Source organism: Streptomyces sp. RLA123 (assembly GCF_056270165.1).
Map to the genome: position 1 here is coordinate 1,557,531 of NZ_JBWDOR010000003.1, position 17,152 is coordinate 1,574,682.

Genomic DNA, 17,152 nt, shown 5'->3' on the forward strand with positions numbered 1-17,152 from the left:
GGCCCCCTGCCGTACCGGCTCAGCCGCAGACGTGGTCCGTCCTGCTGCCCGGTGGCGTCAGGGCCTTCTCCCCCGCCGACAGGCCGCGCCCCGCCACCGCGCACACCTTCTCCAGCCATCGCTGCGGATCGAGCGCGAGGAGGTAACCGTCGGAGCCGTCGACCACGCCCATCGACGCGCCGTCCTCCGTCAGGTCGGCGGTCGCTCCGTACCCCGGCGTGAAGTGGTAGCGCTCGGTGCCGCCGCCGACATCCCAGGCGGTGTACTCGTTCTGCGTGCTCTGGGTGCTCAGGGTGGACTCCGAGGCGAAGGCGCTCAGCCACTGGACGCCCCGGTACGCCAGCGGTTCGGACCACTTGTCCTTGCCTGCCTTGTCCATGTCCCAGACCCGCACGGCGCCGTCGTAGGTCAGCACCGCGAGCAGCCGTCCTGTCGGGTCGAAGCCCAGTTGCTTGACGCCGCCGTACCCCCCGACGTCGATCGATTCGACCGCTCGGCCCTCTTCGAAGTCCCAGATCACGATGTCGGCCCCCTCGGCGGCCGCGCGCACTGCCGCCTGGCCGTGCCCCGGGCGTGCCACCGCCCAGGTACCGGCGGCCGCGATCGACACCTCGACCGGTTCCTGGGTCCTGGGCCGGTAGGCGGTGCCCACTTCCCGGCCCCGCGCCAGGTCCCATCGCACGACGTACGACAGCGCCGAGATCACCACGTGGTCCGGGCCGTCGAAGGTGATGTCGACCCATGCCGGGGTGCGCCCGGAGCGCGGGTCCGGGCGCGTGGGGTCGATGCCGGGCGGTCGCGGCAGATCGATCCGGTCCAGCTCCCTCAGCGTGCTGCCGCCCACCTCCCAGACCAGGACGGTGCGGCCGTCCGCCGCCGGCGTGAGGACCCGTGTGCCGTCCGGGCTGAACGCGCCGTACAGGGCGGCCAGCGGACGGGACGGCCGCACCGCCGCCAGCATCCTGTGGGTACGCAGGTCCCACAGGCGCAGCCCGTTGCCGTCGGAGTCGACGCTGATGACGCGGTCGTGGTCGGCGTCGACGGTCCGGATCCGGGCGGTGAGCATGGTGGTGTCGAACGTGGACGGCTGCGGAACACGCGCCACCATCACCGTCGCCCCGATGCCCACCGCCGCCCGGAGTTCGTCAGGCGGTCCGGTGAGCGCAACGGCGGGCAGCTGCGACTCGCCGGTGAACGACGCGTCCTCCTGTGCGGGCGCGGGCAGGTCAAGGGTGCCGGGGCGCCCCTCGGCAAGGTCGAAGACCAGGAACCGGAACCTGCCGAGCGTGGCACCGAAGCGCTGCACCGGGTTGAGGAGGAAGCGGCCCGAGCTGTCCAGGCGCGGCACGTACAGCGGGCACACCAGGCCCAGTTGCCGTGTGCTGTACTGAATGCGCACTTTCGGCCTGCCGGTCAGGTCCCAGGACTGCAGAAGCCCTTCCGGAGTGCACCGCACCAGTGTCCGGCCGTCGCCGCTGACCGTGACGGCGCCGGTCAGGTCCGTACCCCAGGTCGCCGAGTCCCGTCGGCCGTCGGCGAGGTTCCAGCGGACCAGGCGGCCCTGGGCCCCTTCGGCCGCGCCCTCCTGGGTGATCCGGCCGATCACGGTTCCGTCCGGGCCGAACCACGCCTCGGCCGTCTCCCAGCCCTTGGGCGCGCGCAGCGTCTTGCCGACGCGCCGGCCGCTCGCGGACTCCCAGGCCAGGACCCCTTCGCCGGGCAGCGCGGCGAGCACTCTGCGCCCGGTGCCGTCGAAGCGGAGGTCGACGGCGGCGCGGGCGTTGGCCCGTACGGCGTCGCCGTCCCGCAGGACCACCGTGCGCCAGTCGCCGCCGCCCTGCGGGGCGATTCCCAGGGACACCTTCCCGTTGACGGACGCCCGCGCGGAGATACGCCCGTCGGGCGAGAGCGCGACGATCCTCGATGCCGTCGGCAGGCCGCTCTCGTCCACCTTGTCCGTGCCGAGGGTCAGACCGACGGCGTCGCCGGAGGTCATGCCCACATTGATCCGCTTGCCGTCCTCGCTCATCGCGACATCTCGGACCGGGGCGTGGTTGTCCCACACCACCCGCTCCACATGGCGCAGCCGCAGATACTGCTTGATCAGCGCGGTGCGTGCCTCGGGCTCCTGAGCCGTCCGGTACGCCGCCGCCGAGAACAGCGCGGATGTCTCCACGGAAACGTCGTCGAGCTGCTCGGCACGTACCGCCAGTTGCTTCGACGCCGCCTTCCGCAGTTGCCCGTCGAGTTCCGCGTTGCGCCACACGAAGAGCCCGGAGGCGGCCACCGCGAGCGCCGTCAGGACGGCGAGTACGCCGATGACCCACCGCCGCTGCCGCACCCGCCGCCGTGCGCGCTCCTCCTGCGCCACCCGCCCGGCGACCGAGCGGTCGATGAACTGCCGCTCCGCATCGGTCAGTGCGGGACCCCGCAGCGTCATCCACTGCTCCGCCTCCGCGAGCGACTCGCCCTCCAGAAGCTGCCCGCGCTCCACGTCGTGCCGCAGCTCCGCCCGCCAGGCCAGGAACGCGCGGTCCTGGCGCACGCGCTCCTCGAGCCGCTTCCAGGCGCTGATCAGTGCTTCGTGGGCGAGTTCGGCCGTCACGGGTTCCCCGCCACCACCGCGCAGCACGAGCAGCCGCCGTTCGGCGAGCGCGGTCGCGATCCGCCACTGCCCCTCCCCCGCGTCCTCCTGTCTCAGGGCACTGCGCATCGGGATGTCGCCGCCCGGCAGGAACCGGACGAGATCGGTGAGCAGCCGCATGGCCTCGGCCTCGTCGGCCTCGCCGACGCAGCTTCGCCAGGCAGTCTCGGCGTACAGCCCCAGCGCACCCTGGACGCCGCCCACTTCACGGTAGGTGTCGAAGCGCAGCCGTCCCCCGATCTGCCCGTCCCACAGCTGTGCCATGACGAAGCCCAGCAGGGGCAGCGCGCCGGGGCCGTCCCCCGCGTCGTCCAGCATCCGCTCGACGAGCCCGTCGTCGTACGTCACGGCGGGTGTCAGCTCCAGGGGATTGCGGATCACCTGCTCCAGCTGAGGGCGGGACATGGGGGCGAGCAGCCGCACTTGCCCGCGGCCGAGTGCCGGGCCGAGCAGCGGGTGGCTGAGGGCCGCGTCCGTGAAGTCCGACCTGAGGGTGACCAGCACGCGCAGTCCGTCGGGACGGTGCTCGGGAAAGAGCAGACGGACGGCCTCCTCGATCTCGGCGTCCGGCCCGGCGAGCAGTTCCTCGCCTTGGTCGAGTACGACGAGCAGCGGCTGCTCCGACTCGCCGCTGGTCATGCGCAGGGCGTCCGCGAGGCCGCGCTCCGCGAGGAGTTCCTCCAGTTGCCGCACCTCGTGCGCTCTTGCGGCTCCGCGCAGTCCCGGACGTACGGCTGTGACGAGCTCCGAGGCGAGCGCCGCCCGCAGTGTGGCGCCCTCACCGGGGCGCACCATCAGCACGACATGACCCCGCTCTCGCATCCGCGGCACCACGCCCGCGCGGGCGAGCGAGGACTTGCCGCAGCCGGAGGGGCCGACGAGGGTGACGCTCGGGTGCGGGCCGGCGACCAGGGCGGTGACGTCGGCGACGTCGCCCCGGCGCCCGAAGTAGACTTCCGCGTCGCCCTCTTGGAAGGTCGACAGACCGCGGAAGGGCGAGGCGGGGCGGACCACCGCTGCCAGTTCGGGCAGTTCGGCGACGAGTGTGCGGGTGGGCATCAGAAAACTCTGCTGGACCCCGCCGGGCTGGATCACGACGACCATCCCGGCGACGGCGCGCAGTTGCTCGTCCCAGACCGGGCTGCCGCTGAACCCCTCCTCGACGGGCACGCCGTGCGGATCCGCCTGCGACAGCTGCACCCAGCCCTCGGCGGTGGCGCCGCGCAGCCGCCCGTAGTGCCAGACGCCGCCCGGGGAGCGGTACGGGAAGCCCGGCACGCGTACGTCGTGGCCCCACACCTGCTGGGTGTCGGCCATGTTCAGCGGGTGGGACCCGGGTATCGGCGCGCGCAGGCGGAGGACCGCGATGTCGCCGGTCTGGTCCTCCCGTACCGGCACCCAGCGCTCGACCTGCGCCGCGCCGCCGCCCTGGGCGGCGAAGGGCAGGTCTACGAGGACCTCGGTGCCTGTGGCCACGTCGTCCTCGCGGGGCCGGTCGAGGGCGTCGTTCACGACATGGGCGCAGGTCAGGACAAGGTCGGGGGCGATGAGGAAGCCGGCGCCGGCGAGTTCGCCGTCGGGGCCCTTGACGCGGACCACGGCTGCGGCCAGTGCCTCTTCGGGGCTGCGTGATCCAGTGCCCGTCCCCGTTACCGCAGCCGTCACTGTGGCCTCCGCGTCCCCGTGGCTCCCGATGAGCACAACTCCCCTACGGAGTATCGCTGTTGCTGTCCGTGCGGTCACCTCTGTTCCAGGTCAGCGTGACCGCGAAGTTGGCCGCTGTGGCAGTGCTGGCGATCACGACGTCCGCCTCGGCGGAGATGGAGACACCGAATTCGAGGGTCACCTCGTCCGGGGCGTTCACCATCCCGCGGAAGCGCCCGACGAAGCTGTCCGCCACGGGCCGCACGGTGTCCAGCATCTGCCCGAGGGTCTGTTCCGCCCGCGGCACGGCCCGGCTGCCGCGGCCGACCCGGACGAGGCGCTCGTCCACCTCGCGGACCTGGACCCGCACCACGTCGTCGGTGCCATCGCCCAACGGCACTTCGACGGTATGCACGGACCGTTCGGTCATGGGGTTCTCCTTCGCTCCGGGGCAGAACGCGGTGATCGTGGGGAGTCTCAACCACCCTTTTCTCACTGCGGGTTGAGCATCGCATGGGAGACGGACGCCACCGCACTCGCACCCCGTACCCCCGCGGGCACACCTCCGAAATCCCACCGGCCGAGCACGCGGCCACTTTCCTCACGCCTTAATTCATGTCTTGACAGAACATCGACAAGCTGTTTCGATCTGCTCGCGTCCGGAGGAAGGAGCGCTTCCCCGTACGCCGCCCGGCCCCCAGCAGGGGGGCGCGACGTCACCGTCCGAACGAACCCCTGTCAGCAGCGGGTTGCACGGGATCCCCAGGACACGTCCGCCTGAGCCACCGCCAGTGGCCGGGCACCGGCTGTCCGTGGGACCGGGACCGCGTACGACCCGCGCATCCCAGCAGAAAGGAAGGACATCGTGAGACGTTCCCTCATCGGGGCAGCCGCAGCTCTCACCCTGGTCGTTCTCGTCGGCACGGAGTCGGCGGCCCCGGCCGCCGTACCGCACCACGGCCCCTCCGTAACGGGCACTTACTCCACGGACGCCGCCCACGCGTGGCAGCCGCTGCCGCGCGTGAGCCCGGGAACCCCCACCGACGCGACCGTCGTCGTCGACCCGAGCACCACCCGCCAGAAGTACTCGGGCATCGGGTTCTCCCTGGACGAGACGAGCGTGTCCAATCTGTGGAAGCTCACCCCCGCCAAGCGTGAGGAGGCCGTCCGGCTGCTCGTCGACCCGAAGACCGGGGCGGGCCTGAACCGGTTCCGCCTCACGATCGGCAGCCCCGACCTCATCGAGCACCTGCCCTTCTGGTCGGAGGACGACCTGCCCGCCGGGGTCACCGACGACTTCCAGCTGAAGCACTTCTCCATCCAGCGCGACATCGACCTGCACATCATCGACACCATCAAGCTGATCCAGCGCTACAACCCGAAGGCCACCTTCTTCGGGTCCGCGTGGAGCGCCCCGGCGTGGATGAAGACCAACAACCAGTTCACGGGCGAGGTCGCGCTCAAGCCCGGCAGCACGACGGACTACTACCAGGTCGGCAAGCTCCGGGACGACTGCATCGACGTCTTCGCCCGCTATTACGTCAAGTTCGTGCAGGCGTACGCCAAGCACGGCATCCCCGTCGACGCCCTGACCCTGCTGAACGAGCCCGGCATGGACGTGGTCTACCCGGCCATGGACATCAGCGTCGCCCAGCAGCAGAAGCTCGCCATCGCCATCAAGAAGGCCCTGCACAGGGCCGACCTGAACACCGGCCTGTACGTCCACGACTTCAACTTCTGGGACTGGCGCGACCCGAACAGCACGGCGACGAAGAACTACTACCGCATCTTCAACGACGCCCCGGACGGCTCCGTGACCGGCCAGCAGGTCCTGAACGCGACCGACGCCGTGGCCTTCCACCCCTACTGGGGCGACCCTAAGGTCATGCGCGACGCGTTCGAGCAGACGGGCAAGCCGGTCCACATGACCGAGACCAGCGACCTGTCCGCGTCCACCATCCTGAACTACTTCCGCCTCGACGCGAGCTCCTACGTCATGTGGGCGCAGACCACCGACCAGGACGGCGGCACGCTCCACTGGACGCCCGCACGGGACAACAACATCGACTGGGACGAGGTCGCCGCGACCACCAAGTGGCCCGACCGCCTGGTCAAGGTGAACACCACGACCAAGGACTACTCCGTCCGCGACGAGCTCTACACCATGGGGCAGTTCGCGAAGTACCTCACGCCCGGCGACGTACGGCTGGAGTCCAGCACCACGGCGGGCGGCGTGAGCAACGTCGTCTACCGGCACGGCGCCGACAGGTTCGTCGCGGTCCTCGGCAACGCCAACAGCACCGACACCACGGTGCGGGTGGTGCTCGCCGGCAAGTCCTTCGTGGTGAAGGTCCCGGCGAACTCCTACGCCACCTACCGCTGGCAGCAGCGCATCCCCCGGGACAGGCACAACCGGGCGCCCGTGGTCGCCGCCGTGCCCGACGTGGTGGCCGACCAGTACAGCACGGTGCAGGTGCCGCTCAAGGCGACCGACCGCGACGGTGACCGGCTCGCCTTCTACGCGACCGACCTCCCGGACGGCGTCACCCTCGACCCCGCCACGGGAGTGGTGACGCTCAAGCCGACGGCGGCCGGCGAGAACGACGTGACGGTGGTCGTCACCGACGGCGCCGCGCACGCACAGGTGACCCTGCACGTGACGGTGCGCCCGCACAGCGCGCCGGTCGGAGTGCGGGTGGAAGCGGAGTCGTACGCCGCCCAGCACGGCTGGACGGCGGGCGGGGCCAACTTCATCGAGAGCAACCCCGCGGCCAGCGGCGGCGCGAACGTGGGCTGGACCGCCGCCGGCAACTGGCTGGACTACGCGGTCGACGTCCCGAAGGCCGGCACGTACGACCTGGAACTGCGCGTCGCCACGGGCGGCGGCGCGGCGGTCACGGACGCGCTGTCCCTCCGCGACGCCGGTGGCACGACGCTGGCCACGGCGTCCGTCCCGAACACGGGCGGCTGGGGCTCCTACCAGTCCGTGCACGTACCGGTCACCCTGGCCGCGGGCGACCAGACGGTCAGGCTCTTCTGCGAGACGGGCGGCTTCAACATCGACTACTTCCGCCTGTCGTAGCGCGCTCTGCCAGCGGCCCGCCGTCACTCCCCGGCAATCGGTGGGGAGCGACGGCGGGCACCGCGGGGACCGGTCAGGAACGGGGAATGCCCATCCCGTCGAAGCGCTGCATGAGGGACGACTTGCCACGGTGCGCGGCCCGCAGTTCACCGGCCCGCCGGTCGAAGTCCGCGGTGCCGCCGGTGCGGGTCTCTAAGGCGCGCAGGTCTCCCAGGATCACGACGGCCGCGTCATAGGCGCCGGCCTTCTTCTGGGCGATCAGGCCGTCGACCTCACGCCACGCCTGTTCGGTGTCCTGGGCGAGCTTGTCCAAGCGCGCCTCCTGCGCCTCGGCGGCGGCGCGTGCCCGGGCGCTTTGCTCCCGTTGCCTGCGGTCGGCACGACGGCGGTAGGCCGTGTCGAGGAGTTCGGCCGCGGTGCGCCGGCCGGTTTCGTCACGAGGCCCGGGGACGGTGACGGCCGCCCGATAGCGAGCCAGGAGCTCAGGCCCTGGGGATGCCGGGCCCAGCGCGGCCTCGACGAGCAGGGCGTCCTTGTCGGCGGCGGGGAGACCGGCGATGAAGGCGGCCAGGGCCGTGCGGTCCACGACGTCCGCGGTGGCGGGTCGGCTGTTCTCGGCGGCGGCCGCCAGGAGGTCCGCGTCGACGGACAGGAAGTCCGCGAGGGCCCGCTGCGGGCCTGTGAGTGAGGCCAGTCCCGCCGGGAGGGGCGGTTCGACCTGGCTGGCGTAGTTCTCCTCGTCGTCCTCCGCGAGTTCCCAGGCGGTGAGACCCGCGAGCCACGCCACGTACAGCGGCCTCAGGTCTCCGGCCGCGAGTTCGGCGCGTAGCCCCACGAAGGCCGAGAGCGTGTAGGATGTCTCGAATTCCCACTCGCAGCCGTCCTCCGAGGACACGGAGAAGTCCAGCAGCGTGTGTCCGGACCGGGTCCTGACGCCGAGCGCATCGTCCATCGCGTACGCGGTGGCTTTCTTGGCGGTGAGCGACCCGGCGGGCAGACGCAGGACGAGGCGACGGCTGCCCCAGTTCGCGTAGTACAGATGGGCGTCGTAGAGCTGCTCGACCAGCTTCGTCGTGTCGCCGCGGAAGTCGCCCCAGTGGTACTCGTTGACGAACCGGGTCGCGGTGATGTCGGCGCGAGTGGACAGCGCCCGTACCTGCCTGACCTCGTCCTCGTTCAACGGCCGGTCAAGGGCGAGGAACTCGTAGTACTGGTACTCGCTCACGACTTGGCAGCCTACCGGCCGTACACCCTAGGCTTGGGTCAGCCGCGGAGCCATCCGAACAGCCCATTGCCGCGCCGCTCGCGCTCCCACTCCGCCTCCGCTTCGGCTCGCTCGGCCGCCACGCGCTCCCGCTGCGTGCAACATCGCGGGCATTCATCGCCGCGGGCCAAGCCAGGGGCATCGTCAGGGTCGACGTCGCCGCCGCAGGTCGGGCAAGGCCACAGCGAGGCCTCCCATTGCCGGTACTCGTCCTTCTGCCGACGTGCTTCCTCCTCCTCAGCTGCCCGCTGGACAGCGCGACGTCGTTCGTCTCGACGGCCGTAGGCATGCAGGTCGTCGGCGTTGCGCAGGGCATCGGTGAGTGTCTGGGCTGAACCATGGCCGAAGCGCCACCAGATCGCCCCGCACGGGCCGTTCTGCTGCAGCCGGTCCAGTGCGGTGGCCAGGACGGGCACCGCGCCGTCGTAGTCCCGGTACCCGTCCCGCTCTCCGGTGTTCCCTATCGGGCGGCCAGGACGCCACGTGTCCTGCCAGTGCTCCTCGGATAAGCGTGCGACCTCATGTATCCGTGCCTGCAGGGCCTTGAGACCGACCTGCTTGGTGAACACGAACGCCATGAGCTGCCCCGAATTTCGTGGAGTCCGCGATCGTGTGATCAAGCGGTCTGCGGGGTTTCCTCTAGTTGCGCCCAGTACGCCTGTTCGTATTCGTCGGGCGGGACGTAGCCGAGGGCGGAGTGGAGTCGTTCGCTGTTGTACCACGCGATCCATTGGACGAGGGCCCGCTCGACCTGGTCGAAGTCCCGCCACGGTCCCTGATGCTCGATCAATTCAGCCTTGAACGTGCCGTTCAGGGCCTCGGCCATCGGGTTGTCGTAGCTATCCGCGACGGACCCGACCGACGCCGAGGCGCCGGCCTCGGCCAATCGCTCTGTGTAGCGAATGGACACGTATTGCGACCCGCGGTCGCTTTGGTGGATCAGTCCCGCGTCCTTCTTGATCTTCTGGCGCCACAGCGCCATCTCCAGCGCATCCAGTGGCAGGTCGGTGCGCATGTGGGTGGCGGCCTGCCAGCCCACGATCCGGCGGGAGTACGCGTCCAGGACGAACGCCACATAGACCCAGCCCGACCACGTGCGGATGTAGGTCAGGTCCGCGAGCCATAGCTGGTTCGGGCGCTCGGCGGTGAAGCGCCGGTTGACCAGGTCCGGCGGACGCGGGGCGGCCGGCTCCGGGAGCGTGGTGCGACGCCGTTGTCCGCGGATGACGCCCTCGATCCCGAGCTCGCGCATCAGCCGCTCTCGACCGTGCAGCGCGCCACCTGGCGTCCGGAGCGGACCAGCGCGCGGGTGATCCGGCGGGCGCCGTAGGTGCGACCAGATTCCTCCCACACGGCTCTGACCAGCGGAATCAACTCTTCATCGCGCAGGCGGCGGGCCGACTTCGGTCGCGTCTTGCGGGCGAAGTAGGTCGACGGCGACAGGTCAAGCACCCGGCAGACGGGATCGACCCCGAGGCCCATGTCGCGCAGATGGTCGATCACCTGCTCGGCCTCGTCCGGGGACGGTCGATCTCCTGGGCAAAAGACACCGAGGCGGCCTTCAAGATCTCGTTCGCCCGCCTGAACTCGGCATTCTCCTTGCGGAGTTCTTTCAGCTCGTCGCGTTCGGCGGTGGTGAGGCGGTCGTCGCGCTCGCCGGCGTCGGCCTCGGCCTGGCGGACCCAGGAGCGCAAGGCCTCCTTGTGGATGCCGAGGTCACGGGCGACGTGCGCGACGGGACGACTGGTCGAGCGGACCTCGCGGACGGCGCGCTCGCGCAGTTCATCGGGGTACTTACGGGGTGCTGGCACTGCTGGTAGTTCTCCTTTACGCCTGGATCGTAACAAACCCAGACTTCAGGGACTTCACGAAGATCAGTGCAGCTCACCCGCTCGTGCCCCGATATCTCGAGGCGTTCGAGAAAGCACGCGAACGCCAGGCCCAGCGGGAACGGCGGAGGTCTCTCGCACTGGCAACCGTGGGACAGGACTACGTGCCGGAGCGCGCGGCATGAATGACGCCGTGACCGGCCTGCGCCTGCTGCCGTGGGACGGTCCCAATGGGAAGCCCGCGTACACCCCCGACGACAATCCCGAAGGGATGATCGCGCGACTCGCCGACCGCATGGAGCGCGAACAACTCGCCACAGCGTCAGACCTGCTCGACCTTGCTCGTCAGATGCTCGCCGTCACTGAGCCGCTGACCTCGGACCAATCGCGCTTCGTCGTGGCACGTCTCTGCGACGCGCTGTCGAACACGCTGCGGGTCGCCGAATCGCGCGGCATGCGTCTGACATCCGGAGGCGCTGGTGAGTAGACGCAAATTTCCGCTGATGACGATGCGCGTATCGCGCGACGGCGGGCAGACGTGGGGGCGCCGCCTGCGCTTCCACAGCAGCGACAACCTGAAGCCCCTCCAGTCTTCCGCGTGGCCACCGTGCGAGTGCCGTCGATGCGTGCCGGGGCTGCGCCGCACATAGCGACCCGCCCGAACGCAGACGGGGCCCATAGCGGCCTGCGGATTCCCCGGTCGCTACGGGCCCTGCGCAGGCCGAGGATGACGTTCGTACTTCGCCCGCGTGCGTCAGTCGTGCTTGTTCCGAGATCGCTGCCCAGTTCGTCGGTCAGGCTCCCGAACACCCCGTCACTCACCCGCGCGGATCGTCCACCACCGGGTCCCGGCCTGGGGAGAACGGCCGCAGGATCAGCACTGGGTGATGCTCGAGCACCGATCGCGCACGCTCCCCCTCGGCTCGGTCCACTTGCTTACGCCTCTGTCTCGGGCAGCGGCACCGTACCCGCTCGAAGGAGACCCTCGCCTTCCGCCACAGCTTCTTGCAGTTGTTCGACGAGTTGGCGCAGGCTCGCGTCGAGGTCGACCTGGTCTCTCGTCTCCGCGACGATCGCTTCACGCACGTCGTCGACGAACGGCTGCCAGGTGTCGCGAGTGCGCTGCGTGCACTCAGTAACGACCTGCTGCCGCTTCTCGGCCGCCTCCTTGTCATGGTTCAGGCGCGCGCGATCTGCTCCCCGCTCGTCGACGGCTTTCGCCAAGTAGACAGCGAGGGGAAGTGCGGCTTCGGCGATGCCGACGTGCCGACTCAGGCCCCCAGGCGCCTTCGCCGAACCGTCCTTCCCGCCGGCGATCGACCCGGGTGCGGCAGCCTTCAACAAACCGATCAGCATCGTCCCGACCGTATCGACATGTTCTGCGGCACCCCCGCGCCCTGCCGGGGTCGTGGGGGCATGCTCCTTGGACTCGAGTGTCGCAACCAGCGACGCAAAGCCGGACCAGGAGGGTCGGGCGCGCTCTCGGTCCTTGGTCTTGCGGATCGACTGCTGCAACCGCTGGAGGCGGGCCTCGTGCTTGGTGAACCACTCGTCGAGCGCGCGCTGAATCTCGGCCTGAAGTTCACCGGGGCCGGAACTCGGCTCCCACGACCGCCGCAGCACCTCCTCGAGGAGACCGTCGAGGCCGGCTTGTGCGGCCCGATCGAGAACGTCGAGTTCGCTCTCCCATAGGTCGCGGCGAGCGACGCCACTGGCAGCCACTTCGGCACGCGCCGTGTAGTCCGACAGTTGCCTCCGCAGCTCGGTCACGGTTTCGTCCAGGACCGCTGTCCAGTACCGTTGCCCGGCCGCATGTCGCCATCCGGGCAGTGCCGAGAGGGAGACCGCCTCGAAAGCATCCGCGAGGTCCCTCATTCCGTCCCAGCCACGGAAGTCATCCCAGGTCTCTCGGCTGAGATCCGTGTCCGGCCCTGCCGTCTGGAACGGGTCCTGCGAGACGACGAATACCGGTATCCTGTCGTTCAATTCAAACAGTTCTCGCAATTCGCGAACCTTGCGATCGCTCAGTGCCCGGTACTCCGTGAGATCGCACTCCGGGTCCACACCCGCCTCATCGAACCGCGAGATGACGAACCACATCGTCCCCGCCGGCCATCCCTGCGTGAACAGCTTCCGAAGCACGTCTCTTTCGGCGGTCGCCAACTGCGGAGTCAGCACCATGATGCCGACGTCCGTGAGTCCGACCGCCGCCATCGCTCGGCGCGAATTGTTCTGTGCACGAATATCGGACGCACCGACCGCGAATCCGGGAATATCACGGATGATGCACCCACCGACCTCAGTATCGTTGACCTCGAAAGTTTCGTGGCGTGCGCTGATCGTGAGCCAGCCGGGAACATCGCCGCCCGAATCGACGAGCAACCGGCGGAGCAGGGAACTCTTGCCGGTGTCGTAGGACCCGAAGAGAGTCACGACCGGTCTGTGCAGCTTCTCGAAGGCGTCCCAGTCGTCGACGTACTGCCCGACCAGCGATCCGCCTGGAAGTCTCCCCAGCCAGTCCCGCACTGCATCAATGTCGACCACTGTCACTCGTTCCCCTCTGGCCTGTCGATCAATTCGTCCGCAGCCGCGATCAAGGCCCCGACTACCTCGGCCTGCGCTTTCGCCGAGTCCATCCGCTTCCTGATCGACGATTCGAATTCGAGGTGCTCTTCGAGCAATGTTTCGAGCTCCTTGGTCCGCTGTTCGAGGTATCCGACGGGACCATCCCCTTGCTCGCCGCGCATGATCTGTTCGACGATCCCCGCAGCCGCTTCGTCGATCACCTTCAACGCCGAATCCTGCTGGTGCTTGTGTTCTCCAGCCTTGTGGATGTCATTGGCCATCGACACGGCATCCACGGCGGAAGCGATGACCCCGAGGACCACCGCGACTCTGGCAACGTTGGCGCCGCCCTTCACCGCGCCCCACGGCTTGAACTTGTGGCCGAACTGCTTGCCGATCGCGTAGATCGCGTTCCGATTTCCAAGGGCTTTCGCAAGCGGCGCAGCGGCGCCTGCGACGTTGCCCGCACCCTCGGTCAGATCCTCGTACCAGGCATTTCCCTGGGCCTTGAATTCTGCCGCGAACTCGGGTGACACCTGGAACTCGGCGGCGCGCATCTCGCGTCCGATTGCCGATATGTGGTCGCTGAACCACTCGTCCAGTTTGCGTGCCGCGTCGGCAAGGTACCGTTCGAGATCAGCTTCGAACTGCGGAGCCTTCCACCAGGAGTCGACGAGGTTCTCCAGCTTCTGGCCGTCCTTCCGATCGAGTTCTGCGACTGCGGATTTCGTCGCTACCAAATGGCGGTCCACCATACGGCGGGCGTCCTCTCTCAGTGAACCTTCGAGGACCACGGCGTCGTTCATTGCGGCCCGGAGGGTAGCGATCACCGGCTCCGAGCGACGCAGCTCTTTCGTGCCGTCGACCTGCGCCTGGTGAAGCATGTGCCGGCGACGCTTGAGGTCGGTGACCGCCGCATCGAAGGCCGCCGACGACGCCGCAGCGGACAGCTGCTCGTCGGAGAGTCCGGATATGGCACTCGTCAATGCGGCCACGCCGTCCCACAGCCGATGCTCGTCGAAATCACCGGGTACTGCCGTTGCATCGCCTCCCACCAGGCCGAACGGATCACCGGACAAGCAGTGGATCCTGTCCATATCGACTTCGATGGAACGAGCGGCGAATGCTGCCCGCAGCTCCTCGCGTTTGCGGTTCTGCAGGTTCAGAAAGGCCTCGGGTGCAGCCAGCGGATCCACGCCCAGTTCGTCGCACCGATTGACGAGGAACACCATCCGCCCGCCTTTTGAGGCAAGCAGCTCCGAGCCGCGCGCGAGCTCCTCCAGTATCGAGGTGTTGCCGACCAGCAGATTGATGTGGACGACGACAAACACGAGAGCAGCCTCGGCGATCGCCTCGAGTGCCGCGGTGTCGTGCTCGTCGTGTCCACTCTGCAAGCCGGGTGTGTCCACGAGATCGAACCGGGGGAACGGGTATCGGTTCGCGGCTACGGTCGCGGGCACCGCGCGGATGTCGAAGGCTGCCTCCGGTTGCCGGCCGCTGTCCACCATGATCCGACGGATCAACGACGACTTTCCCGAGTTGTAGTCACCGAGAACGGCAAGAGCCGGTCTTGCCCCGTCGACGCGCCAGAAGGTTCGCGCGATGTCGAACAGTGCCGGGTCGCGTCGGGCCGCGTCCTCGAGGTGGTCTCGCCAGGAGTGGATGTCTGCCGTCGACGGTGCGCTCCACGCCGCAGCCACAGCGCGCGTCAGCCGGCTGAGGTCCTCCGCCCGGCGACTCGAGTAAGCCTCATGTACGGCATGGTCGATCTGCGCCGACTGGTGGTCGATGCCGGACTCGAGCCAGTCCTCACCCAACAATGCCCTGGTCACCTCCGCCGGAGACTCTCCCATCCGACGCTGCGCACGCAGCATGACGTCGGCCACAGCGGGTGCGGGTTTGACCGAACCGGCGTAGGTCCGGAGGCTGTCGATCAACCTCACGATCCGGCTGCCCGCCATGCGAAGCTCGATCGCAGCGCGGAGCGACTCGCCGACCGCAGGAGCCAACAACGTCCACGCCGCTTCCCGGCTGTCGCGAACGAGGGCATCCTCGTAATCCACGAACGTCTGATCCACAGCGCGATGGCAGTCTGCAAATGCCTGCGCCATCGCTTCCTGTGCTCGCTTCGACGCTTGCCGGCTCATCTTCTTGCCGAAATGCTGCTGGAGCTGTCCTACGACCCCGACGCCCGCGGCAGCCGCGCCCAGTACCCAACCTGCGGGGTTCCAGAAGAGGGCCAACGCAGGTACCGCAAGGGCGCTTGCACCCACCGCGATGCCCGCCCCCCTGACGGCATCACCCGTCACACCGCCGCCCTCGTTGCCGAGGATCATCGCGGCGTGCGATATCGCCGTCCTGTTGGCGATGGACTCGTGGTCCACCGCGACGTCAAGCTCACGCTGCAGGAAAGCCCGGCGACCCGCCCAAACGGCGTCCACCGCAGCGGAAATGGCACCTTGATCGAACACAACCTTCGTGAACTCTGTCTCGTCGATCGCTGTGTGCTCATCGAATGCCCTCCGGATCAGATCATCCGCGTTGGTCTTCGCCTGTCGGCGGCATCCCGCAAGATGCGAGGCAGCTAAGTGCCGGACGAAGCGGTCCAACGTTCCTCGGGCCGGCGGCGTGTACGGGCGGCCCCGCGCCTGCTCGGACACCTCAAGCAGATCCGCGCTGAGAGCCACGTCGTGCAGCCACGTGGCACGTTCGGCGTCTTCTGGGTAGCCCAGCACGGCGAACAGCGACTCGACCTCGCGTTCGAGGGATTCCGCTTCCTGCTCGATCTCGACCGCCAGGTCCTCGAGTTCGCCGATCCCTCGGCGGCACCGTGATCGGATGTCCTCGCGCAGCGCTGTCAACCGGAGATCGGCGCCGCCTTCCTCGATGGAGGTGGTTATCAGGCGCTCCAGCGTCCCGAAGTTCGACCAGCGATCGAGGTAGTCCTTCCCGAACTCATCCCGTTCATGGTGGAAGTTCTCCGGGGCTGGGCCGTGGAACGGGGTCGTGGCGCGCGCGAAGAAGGCCCTTCGGCTGTGGATCGCGACGACCGGCGTGTTCGGCAACCCAATCTGTACGAGCTGGGTCCGAATGTTGTCGGTGTGCTGGCGAACCGATTCGGAGAGATTCCTTCGGCGAGCCTCGGGGACTTTCGCGGGGTGGCGCCAGCGCGAGTTGCGGACGTTGAGGACAGCCACCACCGGCTTTCCGTGGTCGCGGATCCAGGCGCCGATCTTCTCGAACTCCATCTCCTGCTGGGACTGGCTGTCGAAGCACAGAAGCACGATGTCGGCGATCTCCACTGCCTCGCGGGCCTTGGCCTCGAGATCGTCGCGGCTCTCGGTCCGTCCCCAGCCGTTGATCCCGGGTGTGTCGAACAGTTTGCAATCCCGCCACTCGATGGGACGCACCTCGGTGGTCCAATCGCTGACACCCGGCGAGACATACTCCCCGTCGAGCCGGCCGAACGCCGACAGCAGGGTGCTCTTTCCGACGCCGGTGCGTCCGAAGAACGCGATGTTGAACGACCCGAGCGACTCGCGCTCACGATCGAGGTGACGTCGCAGTTCCCCCGGAAACCCACGAGCGAAGTCGTCCAGGCGGATGATCAAGCCGGACGAGGACGACGCGACCCGCTGCCCTTGCGTGAATGCGCCGACCAGGTCGTCCGTGATGTCATCCAGACGTGTCAGTTCCGCGTGTCCCAGCTCGACGGCCGATCGAACGGCCTCCTCGAGCGACACGACCTCTGTCGTCAACTCATCGTCACTTTCTGCTGGCAGACCGGTCACGGCGCGGCGGTGATGTTTGTCGAGCCGTCCAGGGCCTGGCGGGCGACCTTCATGGACGTGCTGGTGAAGTCGGGCATGGACGATCCGGCGGCCTGTGGCGCGGCGGCCGCGGCGATGGTGCGGGTGTGCATGATCCCCCCTGAGCGGTTCTGCTGCTGAGGAACATCATGCGGCATGTGGTCCACCGTGGCGGTGGTGACGGACAGGGCTGTGAATCCGCAGGCGGCAACGGAAGTGACGTTGGCTCGGTTCATGGTTGTCCTTCGGGTAAGGAAGCGGAGGGTGAAAACCACGCAGCAGTCGTGCGAGGGGCGGCGCAGGCGGGGGGTGCAT

At 68.6% G+C, this 17,152-nt stretch carries 9 protein-coding genes and 1 pseudogene; 2 read left to right on the top strand and 8 right to left on the bottom strand.

The window, feature by feature from the left end:
- Window positions 1–19: 19 nt before the first annotated feature.
- Both RV983_RS07105 and RV983_RS07110 read right to left on the bottom strand, forming a co-directional pair.
- Complete coding sequence (locus tag RV983_RS07105; RefSeq protein WP_475984934.1) at window positions 20–4,309, bottom strand: nSTAND1 domain-containing NTPase; 4,290 nt, start codon at window positions 4,307–4,309, stop codon at window positions 20–22.
- Between the two features lie 43 nt (window positions 4,310–4,352).
- Complete coding sequence (locus RV983_RS07110) at window positions 4,353–4,718, bottom strand: CU044_2847 family protein (RefSeq protein ID WP_475984935.1); 366 nt, start codon at window positions 4,716–4,718, stop codon at window positions 4,353–4,355.
- Between the two features lie 435 nt (window positions 4,719–5,153).
- Here RV983_RS07110 and RV983_RS07115 point away from each other — a divergent pair, with 435 nt between their 5' ends.
- Window positions 5,154–7,370, top strand: coding sequence for a carbohydrate-binding protein (locus RV983_RS07115; RefSeq protein WP_475984936.1), 2,217 nt, complete (start codon window positions 5,154–5,156; stop codon window positions 7,368–7,370).
- 73 nt (window positions 7,371–7,443) lie between these two features.
- Here the strand turns inward: RV983_RS07115 and RV983_RS07120 are convergent, their stop codons facing one another.
- The 3 genes and pseudogenes from RV983_RS07120 to RV983_RS07130 form a co-directional block, all read right to left on the bottom strand.
- Window positions 7,444–8,595 (bottom strand): hypothetical protein, encoded by a 1,152-nt coding sequence (locus tag RV983_RS07120; RefSeq protein WP_475984937.1) that lies wholly within the window; start codon window positions 8,593–8,595, stop codon window positions 7,444–7,446.
- 38 nt (window positions 8,596–8,633) lie between these two features.
- On the bottom strand, window positions 8,634–9,203 hold the full coding sequence (locus RV983_RS07125; protein WP_475984938.1) for a hypothetical protein: 570 nt from the start codon (window positions 9,201–9,203) through the stop codon (window positions 8,634–8,636).
- 47 nt (window positions 9,204–9,250) lie between these two features.
- Window positions 9,251–10,445: pseudogene (locus tag RV983_RS07130) on the bottom strand (IS3 family transposase).
- A 199-nt stretch (window positions 10,446–10,644) separates the two neighbouring features.
- Here RV983_RS07130 and RV983_RS07135 point away from each other — a divergent pair.
- Entirely contained in the window at window positions 10,645–10,950 is a 306-nt protein-coding gene (locus RV983_RS07135) for a hypothetical protein (RefSeq protein WP_475984939.1), read from the top strand.
- Window positions 10,951–11,399: 449 nt separating this feature from the next.
- Here the strand turns inward: RV983_RS07135 and RV983_RS07140 are convergent, their stop codons facing one another.
- The 3 genes from RV983_RS07140 to RV983_RS07150 are packed head-to-tail and all read right to left on the bottom strand — an operon-like array spanning window position 11,400 to window position 17,073.
- On the bottom strand, window positions 11,400–13,013 hold the full coding sequence (locus tag RV983_RS07140; protein WP_475984940.1) for a GTPase domain-containing protein: 1,614 nt from the start codon (window positions 13,011–13,013) through the stop codon (window positions 11,400–11,402).
- Window positions 13,010–16,819, bottom strand: a complete 3,810-nt coding sequence (locus RV983_RS07145) for a GTPase (protein ID WP_475984941.1) — start codon at window positions 16,817–16,819, stop codon at window positions 13,010–13,012. The genes RV983_RS07140 and RV983_RS07145 overlap by 4 nt, the downstream gene beginning before the upstream one ends.
- A complete protein-coding gene (locus tag RV983_RS07150; protein WP_475984942.1) occupies window positions 16,816–17,073 on the bottom strand; it encodes a hypothetical protein in 258 nt (85 codons plus the stop codon). Before RV983_RS07150 ends, RV983_RS07145 begins: the two co-directional genes overlap by 4 nt.
- Between the last annotated feature and the right edge of the window lie 79 nt (window positions 17,074–17,152).